Below are 17,244 nucleotides of genomic sequence, written 5' to 3'. Positions count from 1 at the left end.
AAATAAAGGAGGAGGGGCGCAGCCCCGGGGGACATTCGCGGAGGGGAGTACCCGGTGGCCTTTGCACACGCCCTGAATCAAACCGCGGCCAATCGCCGCAGTCAGCCAATCAATCCATCCGGGCGCCCGAAGCCTTCACCGCCTTGTCCCAGCGCGGCGTCTCGGTGGCAAGAAAGCGCGCGAAGTCCTCGCTGCCCAGATAGGCCGGGTCTGCTCCCTGGCTCACCATGCGGTCGCGCACCTCGGGGCTGGTCAGCACCTGCTTGAATGCATCGCTCAACCTGGCGACCACGTCCTTGGGGGTGTCCTTCGGGGCAAAGAAGCCGTAGAAACCCACCACCTCGAAGCCCTTGATCCCCGATTCGATCACCGTCGGCACATCGGGCAGGGCGGGGTTGCGCTCGCGGCTGGTCACGGCCAGTGCGCGCACCTTGCCCTGCTTGTGATAGTTGGCCGCCTGCGGAATCGACTCGGCCATGAACTGCACCTGCCCGCCCATCAGGTCGGTAAACGCCGGGGCGCTGCCACGGTAGGGAATGTGCACCATGAAGAGGCCTGTCGCCGTCTTGAACATTTCGGGCACCAGGTGGCTGATGCCGCCGTTGCCGGCCGAGCCGTAGTTGACTTGGCCGGGCCGCGCCTTCGCGTAGTCGACGAACTGCTTGAGGTTCTGCACCGGCAGCTTGGGCGTGACCAGCAGGGCCAGCGGCTGCATTGCGGTGCGCGCAATGGGCACGAAGTCGCGCTGCGTGTTGTAGGGCAGCTTGCTGTAGAGCGCGCCGTTGATCACGGCCACGCCGGTGTTGGCCAGCATGAGCGTGTAGCCGTCGGCCGGGCTCTTGGCGACGGCGTCGGCGCCTACCGAGCCGCCTGCGCCGGGCTTGTAGTCGACGATCAGCGGCTGTCCCAGCACGGCCTGCAGCTTATCGGTCAACAGGCGCGCATGCTGGTCCAGAGGGCCGCCGGCCGGAAAGCCGATGACGACCTTGATCGGCTTGTCGGGATAGGCGGCCAGGGCGGGGGCGGCTGCGCTGAACGATGCGACTGAAAAAGCCGCCAGGATAGCGGTGCGGACCGGATGGGCCATGGATCGTCTCCTCTTTTTAGTGGAGACGATCATAAGCAGCAGCGCTAGCCTGCCAGCGTCGCCTTCAGCGTGATCTCCGGCACGCTGGCCAGCGCCTTCGACAGCGGGCAGCCCGCCTTGGCGGCGGCGGCGATCTGCTGGAACTTGGCTTCGTCCAGGTTCGGCACGGTGGCGTCGAGCTCGAGCGCGATGCGGTCGATCTTGAAGCCTTCGCCGTCCTTGGCCAGCCGCACTGCGGCCCTGGTGTCTACCTTGGTGGCGGTGAATCCTTCTTTCTCGAGCGCGAAGGCAAAGGCCATCGTGAAACAGGCCGCGTGGGCCGCGCCGACGATCTCCTCGGGGTTGGTGCCGCGCTTGTCGTCTTCGAAGCGGCTTGCGAAGCCGTAGGGGTAGTCCTTGAGGGCGCCGGTCTCGGTGCTGATCTGGCCCTTGCCGGTCTTGCCGGCGCCTTCCCAGTGAACGCTTGCGTGCTTGTCTGCTGCCATGAGAGTTCCTTCTTTGCGGTGGGTGGATGGAGGGACCGACAGGTATCGCTCGAAAAGCCTGCCGTGTCTGTAGTCGCACGGCGCGTGCGCGCTATGTCCAAAGTGAGAAGAATGGGCGTCACCAAGGTGACGCTCCGGGGGCTTCCCCGATGGGAGGCGCGGCCGGGGCGGCTTAGGCTGCGGGCTGCCTTTTTCCTTCCTCCATTCGTTCGCCTGCCTTGACCATGCAACAACGCCCGCACCACAAGTTCTGGCCCAAGCGCCTTCCGCATTCGATCACCGTTCCCGCCACCTCGCTGTGGCACAACCTCGCGACCTCGGCCGCGCGCTACCCCGACAAGGCCGCGCTCGTGTTCTTCGGCCGGGTAATGAGCTACCGCGAATTCGCCGGGCAGGTCGAACGCCTGGCCGGCACGCTGCAGGCCATGGGCGTGAAGCGCGGCGACCGCGTGGTGCTGAACATGCAGAATTGCCCGCAGCTCGTGATCGCGCATTTCGCAATCCTGCGGGCCAATGCCGTGGTGGTGCCGGTCAACCCGATGAACCGGGCCGAAGAGCTCAAGCACTACATCGTCGACCCTGATGCGAAGGTGGCCATCACCACCGGCGACCTGGCCGGCGAACTGGCCAAGGCCAGCAATGCGCTTCCGCCGGAGCAGCAGCTCGATCACCTCATCGTGACCCAGTTCACCGATGCCTTCGATGCCGACGCAAGCGGCGACGACGCGCCCGCGCCTGCATGGAAGGAATGGCTCACCACGCGCCATCCCCTGCCCGAACTGGCGCAAGGCAAGGCGATGGCCTGGACCGATGCGCTGGCGGCCGGCCACGCGGCGCCCGAGCATGTGGTGGGTGCCAACGACATGGCGCTGCTGCCCTACACCAGCGGCACCACGGGTCTTCCCAAGGGCTGCGTGCATCACCATTCGAGCCTCATGCACAACGCGGTGGCCGGCCAGCTCTGGGGGCAGGCCACGTCCGAAGCGGTGGTGCTGGCCGTGGTGCCCATGTTTCACATTACCGGCGTGGTGAGCATGATGCACACCTCCATCCTCGCGGCGGGCACGCTGGTCATCATGCCGCGCTGGGACCGCGAGGTGGCCGGCCGGCTCATCTCGCGCTGGAAGGTGACCAGCTGGACCAATATCCCCACCATGGTGATCGACCTCATGGCCAGCCCCAACTTCGCGAGCTACGACCTGTCGAGCATCACGCACATCGGCGGAGGGGGCGCCGCCATGCCGCAGGCCGTGGCACAGCGCCTGTTCGAGCAATACGGCCTCAAGTACCAGGAGGGCTACGGCCTTACCGAAACCGCCGCGCCCTCGCATACCAATCCGTCGGACCATCCCAAGCAACAGTGCCTGGGCATACCCTTCATGAGCACCGACGCGCGCGTGGTCGACCCCGACACGTTGAAGGAAATGCCTGTCGGCGAATCGGGCGAGATCATCATCCACGGCCCCGAGGTGTTCCAGGGCTACTGGAAGCGGCCTGACGCGACGAAGGCTGCTTTTGTCGAATTCGCGGGCAAGCGCTTCTTCCGCTCGGGCGACATGGGGCGCATGGACGAGGACGGTTATTTCTTCATCACCGACCGGCTCAAGCGGATGATCAACGCGAGCGGCTTCAAGGTGTGGCCCGCCGAGGTCGAACTGCTGATGTTCCGCCACCCCGCTATCCAGGAGGCCTGCGTCATCTCCACCAAGGACAGCTACCGCGGCGAATCGGTCAAGGCCGTGGTGGTGCTGCGCGCCACGCACAAGAACACCACCGAGCAGGAAATCATCGACTGGTGCCGCGAGAACATGGCCGTCTACAAGATCCCGCGCAAGGTGCAGTTCGTCGACGCGCTGCCAAAGAGCGGCAGCGGCAAGGTGATGTGGCGGCTGCTGCAGGAAGACGAGAACGAGACTGCTGCGTAACAACGGGTTCGTGCCCGCGAGGCTGGGACAGTTCGCAACGAGAATCCGTGGCTTTCGCCGCCACGTTCCTTCTCTCTGCTCCATGCGTTTGCGTTCTCTCGCCGCCATTTGCCTCGCGCTCCTGCCCCTGCTTTCGGCCCAGTCATCGCATGCGGCCCCGCCGCGAACCTGCCTCGTTGTGGGCATCAGCGACGGCGACACGCTCACCGCCCGCTGCGGGGGCTTCGGCTCCTACGAGGAAGTGAAGGTGCGCATTGCCGCCATCGACGCGCCGGAACGGGCCCAGCCCTACGGGCAGCGCAGCAGGCAGGCGTTGAGCCGCCTTTGCTACTTCGAGCAGGCCGTGATCACCGAACGCGACACCGACCGCTACGGCCGCACTGTGGCCGACGTGAACTGCGACGGGCAAGACGCCGGAACGCGGATGGTGGCCGAAGGCTGGGCCTGGGTGTACGACTTCAACGGGATTGCCACGCGGCGCGGCGGCGGCTTGTTCAAGCTGCAGGAGAGCGCGCGTGCGCAACGCATGGGGCTGTGGGCCGGCGCCAAGCCGACAGCACCGTGGGAGTGGCGGCGTCGCCAGCGCGAGAACGCATCGTCGAACGACTTTCTGTTCTGAGCCGTTCGAGCGCGGCCGCTGGAAAAGCGCCTAGCAGGGCCCGCCGTAAAAGCAGCGCAGCGAGGACACAAAAACACCTGCGAGAAAGCTGATTGCGCACACCACCAGCATCAGTAGCGCAAACATGCGAATGCCCTCGGCGCTCCATCGAGGCGCAAAGATGCTGACCAGAAAGCCAGAGGCAAAAGTGCCTTCGAGCCATGCCGCGCCACCCCAGCGCAAGACCCATAGCCAGAACACCGCGTCGAGCGCATGCACGGCAATCCACAGGGTCAATGACATGTCAGGCGGGCCCCGGCAGGATTTGCGGCTACGACTCGCTCTTGCCCTGCACGTCTGCCACAACGCGTGCGTTGCGCTGGAAGCTCCAGTAGGCGCTGGCCCAGTCCATCATCACCACGATGCGGTTGCGAAAGCCGATGAGGAAATACGCGTGCGCAAACAGCCAGAAGAGCCATGCGAGCCGCCCGCTGAAGCGCAGCGGACCGAAGGGCGTGCCCAGGTCGACCACCGCCGAGTTGCGGCCGATGGTCGCCAGGTTGCCGTAGTCGCGGTAGCGAAAGGGCTCTGTGGGCGTGCCGGCAATGCGGCGAAGAATGTTCGAGGCGGCGGCGCGGCCCATCTGCTTGGCACCGGGCGACACCCCCGGAACGGGCTTGGGCGGCTTGCCGGGCGCGTAGCTCATGGCGGCCGCAAGGTCACCGACCACGCTGATCTCGGGATGCCCGGCCAGGCTCAGGTCGGGCTCGACCTTGATGCGGCCTGCGCGGTCGCATTCGGCGCCGGTCGCTTCGCCCAGCATGCGGCCGAGCGGCGAGGCCGCAACCCCGGCCGCCCACACCACGCAGTTGCTCTCGATGCGGTAGCCGGTGGCCGGCGTGCCGTCCGCACCGCCGCCTGACTGCACTTCGAGTCCGTTGGCGTCGATGGCGGTCACGCGCGCATTGAGCCGCACTTCGACGCCGAGTTTTTCGAGCTGCTCAAGCGCCTTCTGGCTCAGGCTTTCGGGCATGGCCTGCAGCACGCGCGGGCCGCCTTCGACCAGCAGCACCTGCGCGCTGCCCGGGTCGATGTGGCGGAACTCGCCGGAAAGGGTGTGCTTGGCAATTTCGGCCAGGGTGCCGGCCATTTCGACACCCGTTGGCCCGGCGCCGATCACCACGAAGGTCAGCAGCGCGCGGCGGCGCTGCGGGTCGGTGGCGGTTTCGGCCGCCTCGAACGACATCAGCACCCGGCGGCGGATCTCGAACGCGTCAGCCAGCGTTTTGAGGCCAGGCGCCAGGGGCGCCCATTCGTCATGGCCGAAGTAGCTGTGGGTAGCACCGGCCGCGACGATCAGGTGGTCATAGCTCACCTGGCTGCCGTTGGTCAGCTGAACCGCCCGGCCCGCCGCGTCGATGGCGCTCACTTCGCCGAGCAGCGTGGTGATGCGCGGCTGCTTGCGGAACAGGGTGCGCACCGGCGCCGCGATGGACGGTGCGGCCAGCCCGGCGGTCGCCACCTGATAGAGCAACGGCTGGAACAGGTGGTGATTGGTTTTTTCGATCACTGTCACGTCCACATCGGCGCTATCGAGCCTGCGGGCAGCCTCGAGCCCGCCGAACCCGCAACCGACGATGACGACGTGGGGGCGGGTGGAGGCGTTGTTCGTTTGCATCGAACGGATGATACGCAGCCGCCCTGCACGCCGGCGCGTCTTGTGCCAAAGTGGCTGCCCCACCGATTTGGCGCCCACCCGCAAGAGAGCCAGGGCGAGAACTTGTCCTACGTGCTGCGGCAATACGAATCGGCTACAACGAGCGGCTGACCCGACTGGAGACTCCATGACGCTTTCCCGGCCGATCACCCAGGCGGCGAGCGCACTGCGCGACAAGTTTCGCGAAGTGCGAGCTGCCAGCCTGTCGCTCGCCGCGCCGCTTTCCGCCGAAGACCAGTGCATCCAGTCGATGCCTGATGCAAGTCCGACCAAGTGGCATCTCGCGCACACCACGTGGTTCTTCGAGACCGTGCTGCTCCAGCCTCACGCCGCGGGCTACCGGCCCTTCGACGTGCGCTTTCACTATCTCTTCAACTCGTATTACGAGGCGCTCGGCCCGCGCCACCCGCGGCCGCAGCGAGGGCTGCTCACGCGCCCCTCGGTGGACGAGGTGCATGCCTATCGCAGCCACGTCGACGAGGCGGTGCTCGCCTTGCTAGACCGAGACATCGGCGAGCAGGACTGGGCCGCCATCGAGCCCATCGTCACGCTGGGGCTGAATCATGAGCAGCAGCATCAGGAACTGTTGCTCACCGACATTCTTCATGCCCTGTCATGCAACCCGCTGCTGCCGGCCTACAAGCCGTCGGCTGGGCCGGCCCTGCGGCTGGCCGCGGTGCCGCCGGCCATGCGCTGGCTGCCGCAGACGGGCGGGGTGGTCCAGGTCGGCCATGAAGCGTCGCAGCTGGGTTTTGCCTTCGACAACGAAACGCCGCGCCACGCCGCGCTGTTGCAGCCCTATGCCATTGCCGACCGGCTGGTGAACTGCGGCGACTATGCCCAGTTCATTGCCGACGGCGGCTACAAGCGGCCCGAGCTCTGGCTTTCCGACGGCTGGGCCGCGGTGCAGGCGCAGGGATGGCAGCACCCGGCCTACTGGCTTGCGCCCGACGATCCGCGGCTCGGCCCGCAGCAGCACCAGGGCGGCTGGCAAGTATTCGGCCTGCACGGCGTGCGGCCCATGGAAGCCGATGCGCCCGTCTCGCAGCTGAGCTTCTATGAAGCCGCCGCGTATGCCGAATGGGCCGGCGCGCGGCTGCCCACCGAGTTTGAATGGGAGGTCGCCTTCGATGCGCCCGGCATCTCGCAGATGACCGGCCACGTCTGGCAGTGGACGCGTTCTTCGTACGACCCGTATCCCGGCTTCAGGCCCATGCCCGGCATTGCCGCCGAATACAACGGCAAGTTCATGGTGGGTCAACTGGTGTTGCGCGGTGGCAGCGTGGCCACCCCGGCTGGGCACACGAGGCCCAGCTACCGCAACTTTTTTCCGCCGGCGGCGCGCTGGCAGTTCTCGGGGCTAAGGCTCGCGAAAGACGTCTGAATCATGCGCAATCCAACATCCTCGTCCTCCTTCTCGTTCGCCGCCGCACAGCAGCAGCGCAAGCCTGCGGCGCCGGCCGCCGCCGCGGCAGCCACGGGTGAGCCGCCGCTTTGCGAATTCGGCCGCGCGATGCTGGCGGGCCTTGCGCGCAGGCCGCGCAGCATTTCGCCCAAGTTCTTCTACGACGCGGCCGGTTCGCAGCTGTTCGACCGCATCTGCGAATTGCCCGAGTACTACCCCACGCGAACCGAGTTGCGCATCCTCGGCGAATGCGCCGGGGAAATCGCCGAGCAGATCGGCCCCGGTGCCGAGATCGTGGAGTTCGGTGCCGGCTCCCTTACCAAGGTGCGGCTGCTGCTGGATGCGCTCGAGGCGCCCAGGCGCTACCTGCCCATCGACATTTCGGGCGAGCACCTGCAAGCTGCTGCTGCACGGCTGAAGGCCGACTACCCCGAGCTGGTGGTGCAGCCGATTGCGGCGGACTACACCATGCCGCTGGTGCTGCCGGCGCCAATGCCCGGTGCGGGCAAACGCGTCGGGTTTTTTCCGGGCTCGACGATCGGAAATTTCGAGCCTGAAGAGGCGCTGGCGTTTCTGCAGCTTGCGGCGCGGATGCTGCGCAGCGGCGGGCTGCTGATCGGCGTCGATCTGGTGAAGGACCCGGCCCGGTTGCATGCGGCGTACAACGATGCGCAAGGGGTGACGGCTGCGTTCAACTTGAATTTGCTGCGGCGCGCCAATGCCGAGCTCGATGCGGACTTTGATCTGGATGGCTTTGCGCATTCGGCGTTCTACAACGCGCCTCGGCAGCGGATCGAGATGCACTTGGTAAGCCGCCGGGACCAGGCTGTTTCACTGCACGGTGAGCGGTTCGGGTTCGAGGAAGGGGAGACGATTCATACCGAGTACTCGCATAAGTTCACTGTGGATGGACTGCGGGCGCTGGCTGTGAAGGCGGGGTTTCGGCCGCTGGCGGTTTGGACGGATCCTGAGAGGCTTTTTAGTGTGCATTGGTTGGGGGCGTGATTTTTTACCTCTGACTTAGTTTGCTTCCCGAGGCCGGGATTCCGCCCGGCGGCGGACTCACTTTCTTTTGCTTCGCCAAAAGAAAGTAAACAAAGAAAAGGCGACCCCACTGTCTGCGACCCTCCGCTGCGCTGCGGGCAACCTGCGGTGCTCGTGTTTCGCGGGGTCCGCAGAACTCGCTGCGCTCAAACAGCTGCGGCCCTGATCCGCGAAACCCTCCGCTCCTCGGTGCATACAGAGGGGCTTGGAAACCTAACGGGCCTTTGCTTCGCTCGGCCACCAGGCCACTGCGGCGCTGCGCGCCCGCTGGGCGAGACCCGGCCCCCGGGAAACAAACAATGCCAAAGGGCACAATATCCCTTCCCCGTGGAGAGCAACACATGAAAGCAACCTGGAACGGCGTCACCATCGCCGAAAGCGACGACACCGTGCTCGTCGAAGGTAACCACTATTTTCCGATGAGCTCGCTCAACCGCGACCACGTCACCTTCAGCAACCACAAGACCACCTGCCCCTGGAAGGGCACGGCCAGCTACTATTCGCTGCTGGTCAACGGCGAGCTCCACACCGATGCCGCCTGGTACTACGCAGACCCCAAGCCCGAAGCCGAAGAAATCCGTGATCGCGTCGCGTTCTGGAAGGACGTGAAGGTCACCGCGTCGTGACCAACGCTGCATTCAAACCGCCGTTCATCCAGCCGGCCGAACTGCTGCCTGCGCTGCGCGAACAGGGCTATGCGGTGCTCAGCCCGCAAGGCGTGAGCGAATGGCTCGGCGTGCCGCTCGATCAGCTCGAAGCGCTGCACGCCGACTGGAACGATCTTCCACCGGACGAATACCTGAAAGATGGCGGCCGCTATCGCACGCGGCGCCATGCGTGCTTCACCGTCGAAGGCGAAGCGATTGCGCAGGTGCCGCATCGTGCGCACTGGCAGCCGGTCGAATACAACGCGCTGCATGGCGGCATGCAGCGCTGGTTTGCGCCGATGCACGAGGCTACGGTGGCGCAGCCGGCGTGGCAGCGCCTGCTGCAGCGGCTGGGCGAAGCGGCAAGCGGCATGCGCAATACCGCGGCGCAACCGTGGTTCGTCGAGGCGCACCAGTTCCGCATCGACACCGCGGGCGGCATCGGCCGGCCCACGCCTGAAGGCGCTCACCGCGACGGTGTCGACCTGGTGGCGGTGGCGCTGGTGGGGCGCAGCGGAATCAAGGGCGGCGAAACGCGCGTGTTCGAAGCCAACGGAAGACGCGGCGAGCGGTTCACCATGACCGAGCCGTGGTCGCTGCTGCTGCTCGACGACGCACGCGTGATCCATGAGTCCACGCCCATCCAGCCGACCGAAGAGGGAGCCGCCGGCTGGCGCGACACCCTCGTCGTCACCTGCCGCGCCCAGGGTTTCCAGGGGGATTAACCCGCTGGCTTGAGTCCTACAGTCACGCCCCTGCCGAGGGGTTAAATTGGAGGCCCGGTTCGATTGCGAGCCGCGCCTGTCTGCGAACGAACGAAAGTGAGGTCCGCCATGTTCAATCACATCCTGGTTCCGATCGACGGCTCCGAAACTTCCATGCTCGCGGTCAGCAAGGCCAGTGGCCTGGCGCTGGCGTTCGGAAGCCGCATCACGTTGATCCACGTGATCGACAACTACCCCTTCATTGGCGTGGGCGCGGACTACGCGCTCGGCCAGAACGAATACCTGGCCGCGGCCACCGCAAGCGCGAATGCGGCGCTTGCACGCGGCGTGGCCGCGCTTGCGGCCGAAGGCCTGCACAGCGACCAGCGCGTGATCGACGGCCACGTGGTGCACGAAGGCATCGTCGACACCGCCATTGCCATTGCGGCCGACCTGATCGTGATGGGCTCGCATGGCCGCAGCGGCATCGAGAAGCTGCTGCTCGGCAGCGTGACCCAGCGTGTGCTCCAGGACGCACCCATGCCGGTGCTGGTGGTCAAGGGCGGGCTGTAGAAGAAAGAGAAAGGGCGAAGTCCGGCTGGCTCTGGAAGCGAAGCATCTGCTGCGTTGCTGGGTGCACGAAGCCCAGCTCGCTCGCATGCAGCAGCAGGCGAGGGGCGCGCGCCTGCACTTTGGCACTGCCATAGAGCGCATCGCCCAGGATCGGATGGCCGATCGACAGCAGATGCACGCGCAGCTGATGCGAGCGGCCCGTGAGGGGCTCCAGCAATACGTGCGTGGCAGCATGTTCCCCGTTCGACTTCGATGAAGAAAGCGTCCGCCAGCGCGTGACGCTCGGCTTGCCTGCGGGGTCTACCTTCTGCAAAGGGCGCCGCGGCCAGTCGGCCATCAGCGGCGCATCGATGACCGACCATTCATCGCGCACCGGCATCGCGCCGTCGACGATGGCTTCGTAGCGCTTGTGCACCACGCGGTTGGCAAACGCATCGCCGAGCGCCCGCTGCATGGCGGCGCCGCGCGCCATCAGCACCAGCCCGCTGGTCGCCATGTCCAGCCGGTGAACGATCAGCGCGTCGGGCCAGCGCCGCATGGCGCGCGCGCTCAGGCAGTCCTGCTTGTCTTCGCCGCGCCCGGGCACGCAAAGCAATCCCGCAGGCTTGTTCAGCACCAGCAGGTGGGCGTCTTCGTGAATGAGTTCGATGGCAAGGTCGGTGTCGGGCATGGATGCGGCAGAGTGTAGAGAGAAGGCCGGCTGCAGGGGCAGGGCGGAGAGCCCGCCCTCATGCGAGGCTCATGAAGCCTCGGCTATCCTCGAACGAATGTCCGGCCCCGCTTCTCCTGCCTCTCCTTCCCCGATTTCCGCCGCTGTTCCCGCGCCACCGAGCTTTTCCCAACTCAGGCGCGAGCGTCCGTTCATGCAGTTGTGGGTGGCGCGGCTTTTCGGCACCGCGGCGTCGCAGATGCTGCTGGTGGCCGTCGGCTGGCACATGTACGAGCTCACCAGCAGCGCCTGGGATCTCGGCCTCGTCGGCCTCTACCAGTTCGTTCCCGCATTGCTGCTGGCGCTGCTGGCCGGCCACGTGGTCGACCGCCGCCATCGCGGCCGCATCGTGGCGGCCTGCTTTGCGGTGCAGGGGGTGGTGGCGCTGGTGCTGCTGCTCGCGGTGGCGCAGCGCTTCGATACGCGCGGCCTGCTGCTGGGCTTGTCGCTAGTGCTCGGCGCGGTGCGCGCCTTCCAGATGCCGGCCCAGCAGGCGCTGACGCCGCTCCTGGTGCCGCCCACCATGCTGCCGCGCGCCATGGCTTTCAGCTCGGCCGGCATGCAGGGCGCGATCATCGGCGGGCCGGCGCTCGGCGGCCTGCTTTTCGTGGCGGGCATGGCGGTGGTGTATGGCGCGAGCGTGCTGTGCTTTGCCATTGCCTGCGTGCTGGTGCTGCGGCTGCGCTATGCCCATACGCCGGCAGCGCGCGAGCCGGTCACGCTGGCCACGGTGTTTGCGGGGGTCAATTTCATCTGGAAGCGCAAGCCCGTGCTCGGCGCCGTGTCGCTCGATCTTTTCGCGGTGCTGCTGGGCGGCGCCGTGGCGCTGCTGCCCATCTACGCCAAGGACATCCTGCACACCGGGCCATGGGGCCTCGGGCTGCTGCGCAGCGCGCCCGCCGCGGGTGCGCTCGTGATGTCGATTGCGCTCACGCGGCGGCCCATCGAGCGCCACATCGGCCGGACATTGCTGATCGCCGTCGGGCTCTTCGGGCTGTGCATGGTGGTGTTCGGCATTTCGCGCAGCTTCGTCGTTTCGCTGATTGCGCTGGCGGTGTCCGGCGGGGCCGACATGGTCAACGTGGTGATCCGGCAGACGCTCGTGCAGCTTGAAACGCCCGACGCCATGCGCGGCCGGGTGAGCGCGGTCAATTCGATCTTCATCGGGGCCAGCAACCAGCTGGGCGAGTTCGAATCGGGCGCCACCGCGGCGCTGCTGGGGCCGGTGGGCTCGGTGGTGCTGGGCGGCGTGGGAACCATGATGGTGGCGCTGGGCTGGTTCAAGCTGTTTCCATCGCTCGCGCAGCGCGACCGGATGGTGGTCGCGATGCCGGCCCAGACAGTCAAGCAGACCTGACGAGGGCCCGGTCTCAGAAGACCGAAAACGCCTTCGGCGCATCGATTGCAAGATCGCTTCGCGCCTCGGCCACGCAGGGCAATATCCAGCCCTCGGCTTTTTCCTCGGCGCTCAGGCCGGGCCATTCGACGGTGTGGCGTATCGAGCCCGACAGCAGCTGGCAGATGCAGGTGCGGCAGGTGCCGTTTCGGCAGGAGCTCGGCATTTCGATACCGGCCGACTCGGCCGACTTCAGGAGCGTGGTGCCGGCCTCGGCCTCGAAACCAAGGCCCGACGGTTCGAGCCGAACCCTCATCGCTGCGGGGATTGCTGTTGTTGCTGCTCGCGGCGCTGTTCGCGCAGCATGAAAAGATAAAGGCTTTCGACCTTCTCGCGCGCCCACGGCGTCTTGCGCAGGAACTTGAGGCTGGAGCCCACGCTCGGCTCGAAGGTGAAGCAGCGGATGGGAACGAGCTGGCCGAGCTGTTCCCAGCCGTAATAGTCGGCCAGCGCCGTGACGATGGCTTCCAGCGTGAGCCCGTGCAACGGGTTCCGCGGCTGGGCCGGCTTGGCGGGCGCTGGCGATTCGTCGGTCACTTGTTCTTGAGCTTGCCGCGCGGAATGACCGCGGTGGTGATCGTGCGGACCGGCTCGATGCCGCCGGTGCCCGCGGGCTTGGGCGGCGAAGTGTCCTTCTTCGGTTTCTTGGCTTCCTTGTTCGCGCGTTGTTGACCCTTGGCCATATCTACCTCCTGTTGATGTGTGTCTGGTGCGTTTGCAACAAGCAGTTTAGCGGTGCGGCGACAATACGCGGTTCCATTTGATTTTCCGCATTCATGTCAGATTACGAAGTTCGCCCCGCCACGATGCGCGACGCCAAGGCCGTCGCCGAAGTCCACACCCTGGCCGCCCAGGCTGCCTACCAGGGCATCCTGCCCGAGGAAGAGCTGCGCACGCTGGCCCCCGCCACCCGCGAGGCCAAGTGGCGCGAAGCCATCGAGTTCAGCGAGCCGCAGGTGCAGGTGGCGGTGCTGGGCGGCGAGATCGTCGGCTTCGTCGGTTTCGACCGCTCGCGCGATCCCAAGACGCCTTCCACCGCGGGCGAAATCTGGGCCCTTTATGTCAAGCCCGAGCATTGGGGCAAGGGCCTCGGCGTGGCGCTTTGGGACGCCGCCCGCGAGGGCCTTGAAGAAGAAGGCTGCACCACCGTGACCGCGTGGGTGCCGATTCGCAACGACCGCGCCATGCGCTTTTTCGAACTCGCCGGTTTCAAGCGCGAAATGAAGACCGCCAAGACCACGGCGCTCGGTACTGTGCGCGTCGAAGAAATCCGCCTCAAGCGCAACGTCGTCTGACGCGCCTGCCGCGTACGGGTATTTGCCGGCGTGGATCGCGGTTGCGGCTAAGCTCGCCGATTCTTTTTTTACACCGACCATTGCCATGGCCACCAGCCTGCTTCTGCTGCTCGACGACATCGCCACCGTTCTGGACGACGTCTCGATCCTCACCAAGGTAGCCGCCAAGAAAACGGCCGGCGTTCTGGGCGACGACCTCGCGCTCAATGCGCAGCAGGTTTCGGGCGTCAAGGCCGACCGCGAGCTGCCCGTGGTCTGGGCGGTGTGCAAGGGCTCGTTCGTCAACAAGCTCATCCTGGTGCCCGCGGCACTGGCCATCGGCACCTGGCTGCCCTGGCTGGTCACGCCGCTGCTGATGATCGGCGGTGCGTTCCTGTGCTTCGAAGGCTGCGAGAAGCTGGCCCACAAGTTCCTACACAAGAAGGAGCATGAGGCCGACACCGCGCGCCATGAGCGGGCGGTGGCCGACGAGACCATCGACGTGGTTGCCGTCGAGAAGGACAAGATCAAGGGCGCGGTGCGCACCGACTTCATCCTCTCGGCGGAAATCATCGCCATCACGCTGGGCACCGTTCAGGGCCAGCCCTTCGTCACGCAGTTCACCGTGCTCGCGGGCATTGCGCTCATCATGACGGTTGGCGTCTACGGCTTGGTGGCCGGCATCGTCAAGCTCGACGACGCGGGCCTCTACCTGAGCCAGCAGGCCAGCAAGGCCGCGCAGGCTTTGGGCCGCGGCATTCTGGCGGCGGCGCCCTGGCTCATGAAGGGGCTGTCGATTGCGGGCACCGCCGCCATGTTCCTCGTGGGCGGCGGCATCCTGGTGCACGGCGTTCCCGCGTTCGGCCACGCGGTCGAACACTGGGCCGAAGCCACCGGCGGTGTGTTCGGTGCACTCGGATCGATGGGCGTGAACGCGGGTGTCGGCCTTGTTGCAGGTGCCGTGGTGCTTGCGGTGGTCGAGCTCGTCAAGAAGCTCCGCCGCTGAACGCGGCGCGGCATTTTTACTAACGCCGCGCCTTGGCGCGCTGCACCAGGTCGACCACGATCAGCGCCACGCCCAGTGCAAGGGCGAACCAGCCGACCACCGACGCGCCCGCCACCATCTCGAACCAGCGCGTGCCTTGCAGGAAGCGCGGCCCCAGCAGCACGGCGGCGCCGATCAGTACGCAAAGAATGCCGCGTTCGAGCGTGCGGAGTTGTCTTGAAGCCATGGTGTCGTGGAGTCGCTGGTGAAGGTCGGCAGGTGCGCCATTGTCGCAAGACGAATGCGCTGCAGAATCGAACGGCAAAACCCCCAAGGAACCGCATGACCATCGAGATCGCCAAGGAAGCACGGCAGCAAGCCATCGCGTCGATCGAGCGCTACTTCCGCGAGAACATGGAAGAGCCGATCGGCAACATTGCCGCCGGCGCGCTGCTCGGTTTCTTTCTCGAGGAGGTCGGGCCCATCGTCTATAACAAGGCGGTGGCCGACGTGCAGGAGCGCCTGCAGGCCCGCATCTCGGAGGTCGACCTCGAAGTGCACGAAGACGAGTTCCAGTACTGGCGCAAGTTCGACCGGCAGAAAAAGGGCAAGTGACCCGGGCGCCTGGAGCGAGCGAATGCGCGGGCAGGCGTTGTGCAGGGGAGACGCGGTCGCGGCCCGCAGGGGGCCGGCTTTCCATGAACATACACATGGTTACGCCGCCGCTGCAAAATGGGAACCCATGCAATACAACCGCGCGCCCATCTTCTCCAGGTTTTCGCTGCTGCGCAGCTTCGCCGCCGTGCCGCTTGCGCTGGCCGCCACCCTTGCCGCCGCACAGCCCGATCCTTCGGGTTTCCCGCTGGAAGCCGTGGGCTATCTCAACGAGGAACTGCCCCGCATGGAGGCCGCAATCGCGGCCCGCGACCGCAGCTTCTTCCACGGCGCCACCGCCCGCGTGGTGCAGTTCTCCGAGCGCTGGGGCTTCAAGGCGCAGGCCAACCCCGACCTGGCGAAGTACCCGATGTGCACCGAGGCCGTGATGGACTACGCGGTGGTCGGCATGTGCAAGCTCAACCCCTCGGGCGATGTGTGCGAGCCCGGACTCGCACCGCGCTTCGAAGCCAACGTGCAGCGCTGCCGCGAGCTTGCCGCGCGAAAATAGCGTTCCCGTCTTTCGACGAAAAAAGAAAACCCCGCACGCCATGCGGGGCGGAGACACGCATGGACTACACCCGCTACCAGACCCTTGCCATCACGCGCCGCGGCATCAACGATGCGGTGCTCGACATCCAGATGCGAGCGGCCAACGGCAAGCTGCCGACAGCCGGCCATGACGGCCACCGGGAGCTCGCGGAAATCTGGCGCGACGTGGCGGCCGATGACACGGTGCGCTGCGCGGTGCTGCGGGGCGAAGGGCTGGGTTTTTCCGGCGGCGGCGACCTGGCCATGGTGCAGGACATGACCACCGACGACGCCGTGCGCCAGCGCGTATGGAAAGAGGCGCGCGACCTCGTCTACAACATCATCAACTGCGACAAGCCGATCGTCAGCGCCATGCACGGCCCGGCCGTGGGCGCCGGGCTGGTGGCGGGGCTGCTGGCCGATATTTCCATTGCGAGCAAGGGCGCGAAGATCGTCGACGGCCACACGCGCCTGGGCGTGGCGGCGGGCGACCACGCCGCCATCGTCTGGCCGCTCCTGTGCGGCATGGCCAAGGCCAAGTACCACCTGCTGCTGTGCGAGCCGGTGAGCGGCGAAGAGGCCGAGCGCATCGGCCTGGTGTCGCTCGCGGTGGACGAGGCCGACCTGCTGCCGCGCGCCTATGAAGTGGCCGACCGGCTGGCGGCCGGCAGCCAGAGCGCGATTCGCCTCACCAAGTACGCGCTCAACAACTGGCTGCGACAGGCCGGGCCCACCTTCGACGCGTCGCTGGCGCTCGAATTCATGGGCTTTGCCGGCGCCGACGTGCGCGAGGGCGTGGCGTCGCTGCGCGAACGGCGGGCGCCGAACTTCGGCTGATCAGGCCGGAGGGTAGGCGACGCCGGCCGAGCCCGATACCCACGGCTCGTACTTCTGCATCGCGCGCTCGAACAGCTGCGAGGCGGTCCAACCCGCGAGCCAGCTGCGCAACTGCGGCCAGGGCTGGCTTTCGAACCATGCGGAATCGACCATTGCGAACTGCCGCACGAAGGGCATGACGGCGGCATCGGCCACCGTGGCCCGCGTGCCGAAAAGCTGGCCCGAGCCCGCGGCAAGCATTGCCTCGAGCCGCAACAGGAACTGCGAACCGCTTTCGCATGCGTTCTCCGGCAATTCGCTGAACCGCCCCGGGTATTTGTAGCGGTCGAGCTGCGGCTTGAAGTCGTTGTCGCAGGCAGCGATAAGCGCGAGCATGTCGTCGAGCGTGCCCACCTCGGGCTCTAGCCAGCGCAGCGGGTCGTTGCGGCGCAGGGCCCACAGCATGATGTCGAGGCTTTGCTCCAGCACCGGAGCGTCGGGCAGCACCAGCACGGGCACGGTGCCCTTGGGCGACGCGACCAGCATCTCGGCGGGCTTGTTCTTCAAAACCACTTCGCGCAATTCGCACGGTTCGCCGCTGGCGGCCAGCGCCAGGCGGGCGCGCATTGCGTACGGGCAACGGCGAAAGCTGTAGAGAACGGGGAGGCTCGGGTGCTGCATCTGACGCAAGAGT

At 66.4% G+C, this 17,244-nt stretch carries 23 protein-coding genes; 13 read left to right on the top strand and 10 right to left on the bottom strand.

Annotated features, from left to right (window positions below; translation table 11 throughout):
- Positions 1 to 109: 109 nt before the first annotated feature.
- On the bottom strand, positions 110 to 1,087 hold the full coding sequence (locus tag V9L21_RS17585; RefSeq protein ID WP_337314003.1) for a Bug family tripartite tricarboxylate transporter substrate binding protein: 978 nt from the start codon (positions 1,085 to 1,087) through the stop codon (positions 110 to 112).
- 44 nt (positions 1,088 to 1,131) lie between these two features.
- Positions 1,132 to 1,572: an OsmC family protein gene (locus tag V9L21_RS17580; RefSeq protein ID WP_281147979.1), complete on the bottom strand. Its 441-nt coding sequence runs from the start codon at positions 1,570 to 1,572 to the stop codon at positions 1,132 to 1,134.
- A gap of 224 nt (positions 1,573 to 1,796) precedes the next feature.
- On the opposite strand from V9L21_RS17580, the gene V9L21_RS17575 reads away from it, so the two are divergent.
- A complete protein-coding gene (locus V9L21_RS17575; protein ID WP_337314001.1) occupies positions 1,797 to 3,497 on the top strand; it encodes a long-chain fatty acid--CoA ligase in 1,701 nt (566 codons plus the stop codon).
- Positions 3,498 to 3,579: 82 nt separating this feature from the next.
- Entirely contained in the window at positions 3,580 to 4,116 is a 537-nt protein-coding gene (locus V9L21_RS17570) for a thermonuclease family protein (protein WP_337313999.1), read from the top strand.
- Positions 4,117 to 4,146: 30 nt separating this feature from the next.
- On the opposite strand, the gene V9L21_RS17565 is transcribed toward V9L21_RS17570, so the two are convergent.
- Positions 4,147 to 4,398 (bottom strand): hypothetical protein, encoded by a 252-nt coding sequence (locus V9L21_RS17565; RefSeq protein WP_337313998.1) that lies wholly within the window; start codon positions 4,396 to 4,398, stop codon positions 4,147 to 4,149.
- 28 nt (positions 4,399 to 4,426) lie between these two features.
- Complete coding sequence (locus tag V9L21_RS17560; protein ID WP_337313996.1) at positions 4,427 to 5,773, bottom strand: NAD(P)/FAD-dependent oxidoreductase; 1,347 nt, start codon at positions 5,771 to 5,773, stop codon at positions 4,427 to 4,429.
- Between the two features lie 166 nt (positions 5,774 to 5,939).
- Between V9L21_RS17560 and egtB the strand changes: the two genes are divergently transcribed.
- From egtB to V9L21_RS17535, 5 genes are all read left to right on the top strand, one after another.
- A complete protein-coding gene (gene egtB / locus V9L21_RS17555) occupies positions 5,940 to 7,196 on the top strand; it encodes an ergothioneine biosynthesis protein EgtB (protein ID WP_337313994.1) in 1,257 nt (418 codons plus the stop codon).
- 3 nt (positions 7,197 to 7,199) lie between these two features.
- Positions 7,200 to 8,222: an L-histidine N(alpha)-methyltransferase gene (gene egtD, locus V9L21_RS17550; protein WP_337313992.1), complete on the top strand. Its 1,023-nt coding sequence runs from the start codon at positions 7,200 to 7,202 to the stop codon at positions 8,220 to 8,222.
- Between the two features lie 380 nt (positions 8,223 to 8,602).
- Complete coding sequence (locus tag V9L21_RS17545) at positions 8,603 to 8,887, top strand: DUF427 domain-containing protein (RefSeq protein ID WP_015866436.1); 285 nt, start codon at positions 8,603 to 8,605, stop codon at positions 8,885 to 8,887.
- Complete coding sequence (locus V9L21_RS17540) at positions 8,884 to 9,633, top strand: 2OG-Fe dioxygenase family protein (protein WP_337313990.1); 750 nt, start codon at positions 8,884 to 8,886, stop codon at positions 9,631 to 9,633. The genes V9L21_RS17545 and V9L21_RS17540 overlap by 4 nt, the downstream gene beginning before the upstream one ends.
- Positions 9,634 to 9,741: 108 nt before the next feature.
- Complete coding sequence (locus V9L21_RS17535) at positions 9,742 to 10,185, top strand: universal stress protein (protein ID WP_015866434.1); 444 nt, start codon at positions 9,742 to 9,744, stop codon at positions 10,183 to 10,185.
- On the opposite strand, the gene V9L21_RS17530 is transcribed toward V9L21_RS17535, so the two are convergent.
- A complete protein-coding gene (locus tag V9L21_RS17530) occupies positions 10,169 to 10,855 on the bottom strand; it encodes an RluA family pseudouridine synthase (RefSeq protein WP_337313988.1) in 687 nt (228 codons plus the stop codon). The genes V9L21_RS17535 and V9L21_RS17530 overlap by 17 nt on opposite strands.
- 97 nt (positions 10,856 to 10,952) lie before the next feature.
- Here V9L21_RS17530 and V9L21_RS17525 point away from each other — a divergent pair, with 97 nt between their 5' ends.
- Positions 10,953 to 12,251 carry an MFS transporter gene (locus V9L21_RS17525; RefSeq protein ID WP_337313986.1) on the top strand — a complete coding sequence of 433 codons (1,299 nt, stop codon included), beginning with the start codon at positions 10,953 to 10,955 and terminating at the stop codon, positions 12,249 to 12,251.
- A gap of 13 nt (positions 12,252 to 12,264) precedes the next feature.
- Here the strand turns inward: V9L21_RS17525 and V9L21_RS17520 are convergent, their stop codons facing one another.
- Genes V9L21_RS17520 through V9L21_RS17510 form a run of 3 tightly spaced genes read right to left on the bottom strand, consistent with a single transcriptional unit; the run spans position 12,265 to position 12,973 of the window.
- Positions 12,265 to 12,546, bottom strand: a complete 282-nt coding sequence (locus V9L21_RS17520) for a 2Fe-2S iron-sulfur cluster-binding protein (protein ID WP_337313984.1) — start codon at positions 12,544 to 12,546, stop codon at positions 12,265 to 12,267.
- Complete coding sequence (locus tag V9L21_RS17515) at positions 12,543 to 12,827, bottom strand: VF530 family protein (protein ID WP_337313981.1); 285 nt, start codon at positions 12,825 to 12,827, stop codon at positions 12,543 to 12,545. The genes V9L21_RS17520 and V9L21_RS17515 overlap by 4 nt, the downstream gene beginning before the upstream one ends.
- On the bottom strand, positions 12,824 to 12,973 hold the full coding sequence (locus tag V9L21_RS17510; protein WP_164547877.1) for a hypothetical protein: 150 nt from the start codon (positions 12,971 to 12,973) through the stop codon (positions 12,824 to 12,826). Before V9L21_RS17510 ends, V9L21_RS17515 begins: the two co-directional genes overlap by 4 nt.
- Before the next feature lie 93 nt (positions 12,974 to 13,066).
- Here V9L21_RS17510 and V9L21_RS17505 point away from each other — a divergent pair, with 93 nt between their 5' ends.
- Both V9L21_RS17505 and V9L21_RS17500 read left to right on the top strand, forming a co-directional pair.
- Positions 13,067 to 13,585 carry a GNAT family N-acetyltransferase gene (locus tag V9L21_RS17505; protein ID WP_258501488.1) on the top strand — a complete coding sequence of 173 codons (519 nt, stop codon included), beginning with the start codon at positions 13,067 to 13,069 and terminating at the stop codon, positions 13,583 to 13,585.
- 85 nt (positions 13,586 to 13,670) lie between these two features.
- Positions 13,671 to 14,570: a DUF808 domain-containing protein gene (locus V9L21_RS17500; RefSeq protein WP_337313978.1), complete on the top strand. Its 900-nt coding sequence runs from the start codon at positions 13,671 to 13,673 to the stop codon at positions 14,568 to 14,570.
- Positions 14,571 to 14,589: 19 nt separating this feature from the next.
- Here the strand turns inward: V9L21_RS17500 and V9L21_RS17495 are convergent, their stop codons facing one another.
- Positions 14,590 to 14,796, bottom strand: a complete 207-nt coding sequence (locus V9L21_RS17495) for a hypothetical protein (RefSeq protein ID WP_126746166.1) — start codon at positions 14,794 to 14,796, stop codon at positions 14,590 to 14,592.
- A 95-nt stretch (positions 14,797 to 14,891) separates the two neighbouring features.
- On the opposite strand from V9L21_RS17495, the gene V9L21_RS17490 reads away from it, so the two are divergent.
- The 3 genes from V9L21_RS17490 (at position 14,892) to V9L21_RS17480 (ending at position 16,571) form a co-directional block, all read left to right on the top strand.
- A complete protein-coding gene (locus tag V9L21_RS17490) occupies positions 14,892 to 15,164 on the top strand; it encodes a DUF2164 domain-containing protein (RefSeq protein WP_126746165.1) in 273 nt (90 codons plus the stop codon).
- Positions 15,165 to 15,291: 127 nt separating this feature from the next.
- Positions 15,292 to 15,714, top strand: coding sequence for a hypothetical protein (locus tag V9L21_RS17485; protein WP_126746164.1), 423 nt, complete (start codon positions 15,292 to 15,294; stop codon positions 15,712 to 15,714).
- A 59-nt stretch (positions 15,715 to 15,773) separates the two neighbouring features.
- Positions 15,774 to 16,571 (top strand): enoyl-CoA hydratase/isomerase family protein, encoded by a 798-nt coding sequence (locus tag V9L21_RS17480; RefSeq protein WP_337313974.1) that lies wholly within the window; start codon positions 15,774 to 15,776, stop codon positions 16,569 to 16,571.
- Here V9L21_RS17480 and V9L21_RS17475 read toward each other — a convergent pair whose 3' ends face one another.
- On the bottom strand, positions 16,572 to 17,231 hold the full coding sequence (locus V9L21_RS17475) for a glutathione S-transferase (protein WP_337313972.1): 660 nt from the start codon (positions 17,229 to 17,231) through the stop codon (positions 16,572 to 16,574). It lies immediately after the preceding gene.
- Positions 17,232 to 17,244 lie beyond the last annotated feature (13 nt).

Source organism: Variovorax sp. CCNWLW235 (genome assembly GCF_037204085.1).
Lineage (GTDB): Bacteria > Pseudomonadota > Gammaproteobacteria > Burkholderiales > Burkholderiaceae_C > Variovorax.
This window is presented reverse-complemented; position numbering and strand designations above follow the sequence as displayed.

What these genes read in the sequence shown, in the direction of transcription:
- V9L21_RS17585 (WP_337314003.1), bottom strand. Translation starts at nt 1,087, where the DNA reads ATGGCCCATCCGGTCCGCACCGCTATCCTGGCGGCTTTTTCAGTCGCA.
- V9L21_RS17580 (WP_281147979.1), bottom strand. Translation starts at nt 1,572, where the DNA reads ATGGCAGCAGACAAGCACGCAAGCGTTCACTGGGAAGGCGCCGGCAAG.
- V9L21_RS17575 (WP_337314001.1), top strand. Translation starts at nt 1,797, where the DNA reads ATGCAACAACGCCCGCACCACAAGTTCTGGCCCAAGCGCCTTCCGCAT.
- V9L21_RS17570 (WP_337313999.1), top strand. Translation starts at nt 3,580, where the DNA reads ATGCGTTTGCGTTCTCTCGCCGCCATTTGCCTCGCGCTCCTGCCCCTG.
- V9L21_RS17565 (WP_337313998.1), bottom strand. Translation starts at nt 4,398, where the DNA reads ATGTCATTGACCCTGTGGATTGCCGTGCATGCGCTCGACGCGGTGTTC.
- V9L21_RS17560 (WP_337313996.1), bottom strand. Translation starts at nt 5,773, where the DNA reads ATGCAAACGAACAACGCCTCCACCCGCCCCCACGTCGTCATCGTCGGT.
- egtB (WP_337313994.1), top strand. Translation starts at nt 5,940, where the DNA reads ATGACGCTTTCCCGGCCGATCACCCAGGCGGCGAGCGCACTGCGCGAC.
- egtD (WP_337313992.1), top strand. Translation starts at nt 7,200, where the DNA reads ATGCGCAATCCAACATCCTCGTCCTCCTTCTCGTTCGCCGCCGCACAG.
- V9L21_RS17545 (WP_015866436.1), top strand. Translation starts at nt 8,603, where the DNA reads ATGAAAGCAACCTGGAACGGCGTCACCATCGCCGAAAGCGACGACACC.
- V9L21_RS17535 (WP_015866434.1), top strand. Translation starts at nt 9,742, where the DNA reads ATGTTCAATCACATCCTGGTTCCGATCGACGGCTCCGAAACTTCCATG.
- V9L21_RS17530 (WP_337313988.1), bottom strand. Translation starts at nt 10,855, where the DNA reads ATGCCCGACACCGACCTTGCCATCGAACTCATTCACGAAGACGCCCAC.
- V9L21_RS17525 (WP_337313986.1), top strand. Translation starts at nt 10,953, where the DNA reads ATGTCCGGCCCCGCTTCTCCTGCCTCTCCTTCCCCGATTTCCGCCGCT.
- V9L21_RS17520 (WP_337313984.1), bottom strand. Translation starts at nt 12,546, where the DNA reads ATGAGGGTTCGGCTCGAACCGTCGGGCCTTGGTTTCGAGGCCGAGGCC.
- V9L21_RS17510 (WP_164547877.1), bottom strand. Translation starts at nt 12,973, where the DNA reads ATGGCCAAGGGTCAACAACGCGCGAACAAGGAAGCCAAGAAACCGAAG.
- V9L21_RS17505 (WP_258501488.1), top strand. Translation starts at nt 13,067, where the DNA reads ATGTCAGATTACGAAGTTCGCCCCGCCACGATGCGCGACGCCAAGGCC.
- V9L21_RS17500 (WP_337313978.1), top strand. Translation starts at nt 13,671, where the DNA reads ATGGCCACCAGCCTGCTTCTGCTGCTCGACGACATCGCCACCGTTCTG.
- V9L21_RS17495 (WP_126746166.1), bottom strand. Translation starts at nt 14,796, where the DNA reads ATGGCTTCAAGACAACTCCGCACGCTCGAACGCGGCATTCTTTGCGTA.
- V9L21_RS17490 (WP_126746165.1), top strand. Translation starts at nt 14,892, where the DNA reads ATGACCATCGAGATCGCCAAGGAAGCACGGCAGCAAGCCATCGCGTCG.
- V9L21_RS17485 (WP_126746164.1), top strand. Translation starts at nt 15,292, where the DNA reads ATGCAATACAACCGCGCGCCCATCTTCTCCAGGTTTTCGCTGCTGCGC.
- V9L21_RS17480 (WP_337313974.1), top strand. Translation starts at nt 15,774, where the DNA reads ATGGACTACACCCGCTACCAGACCCTTGCCATCACGCGCCGCGGCATC.
- V9L21_RS17475 (WP_337313972.1), bottom strand. Translation starts at nt 17,231, where the DNA reads ATGCAGCACCCGAGCCTCCCCGTTCTCTACAGCTTTCGCCGTTGCCCG.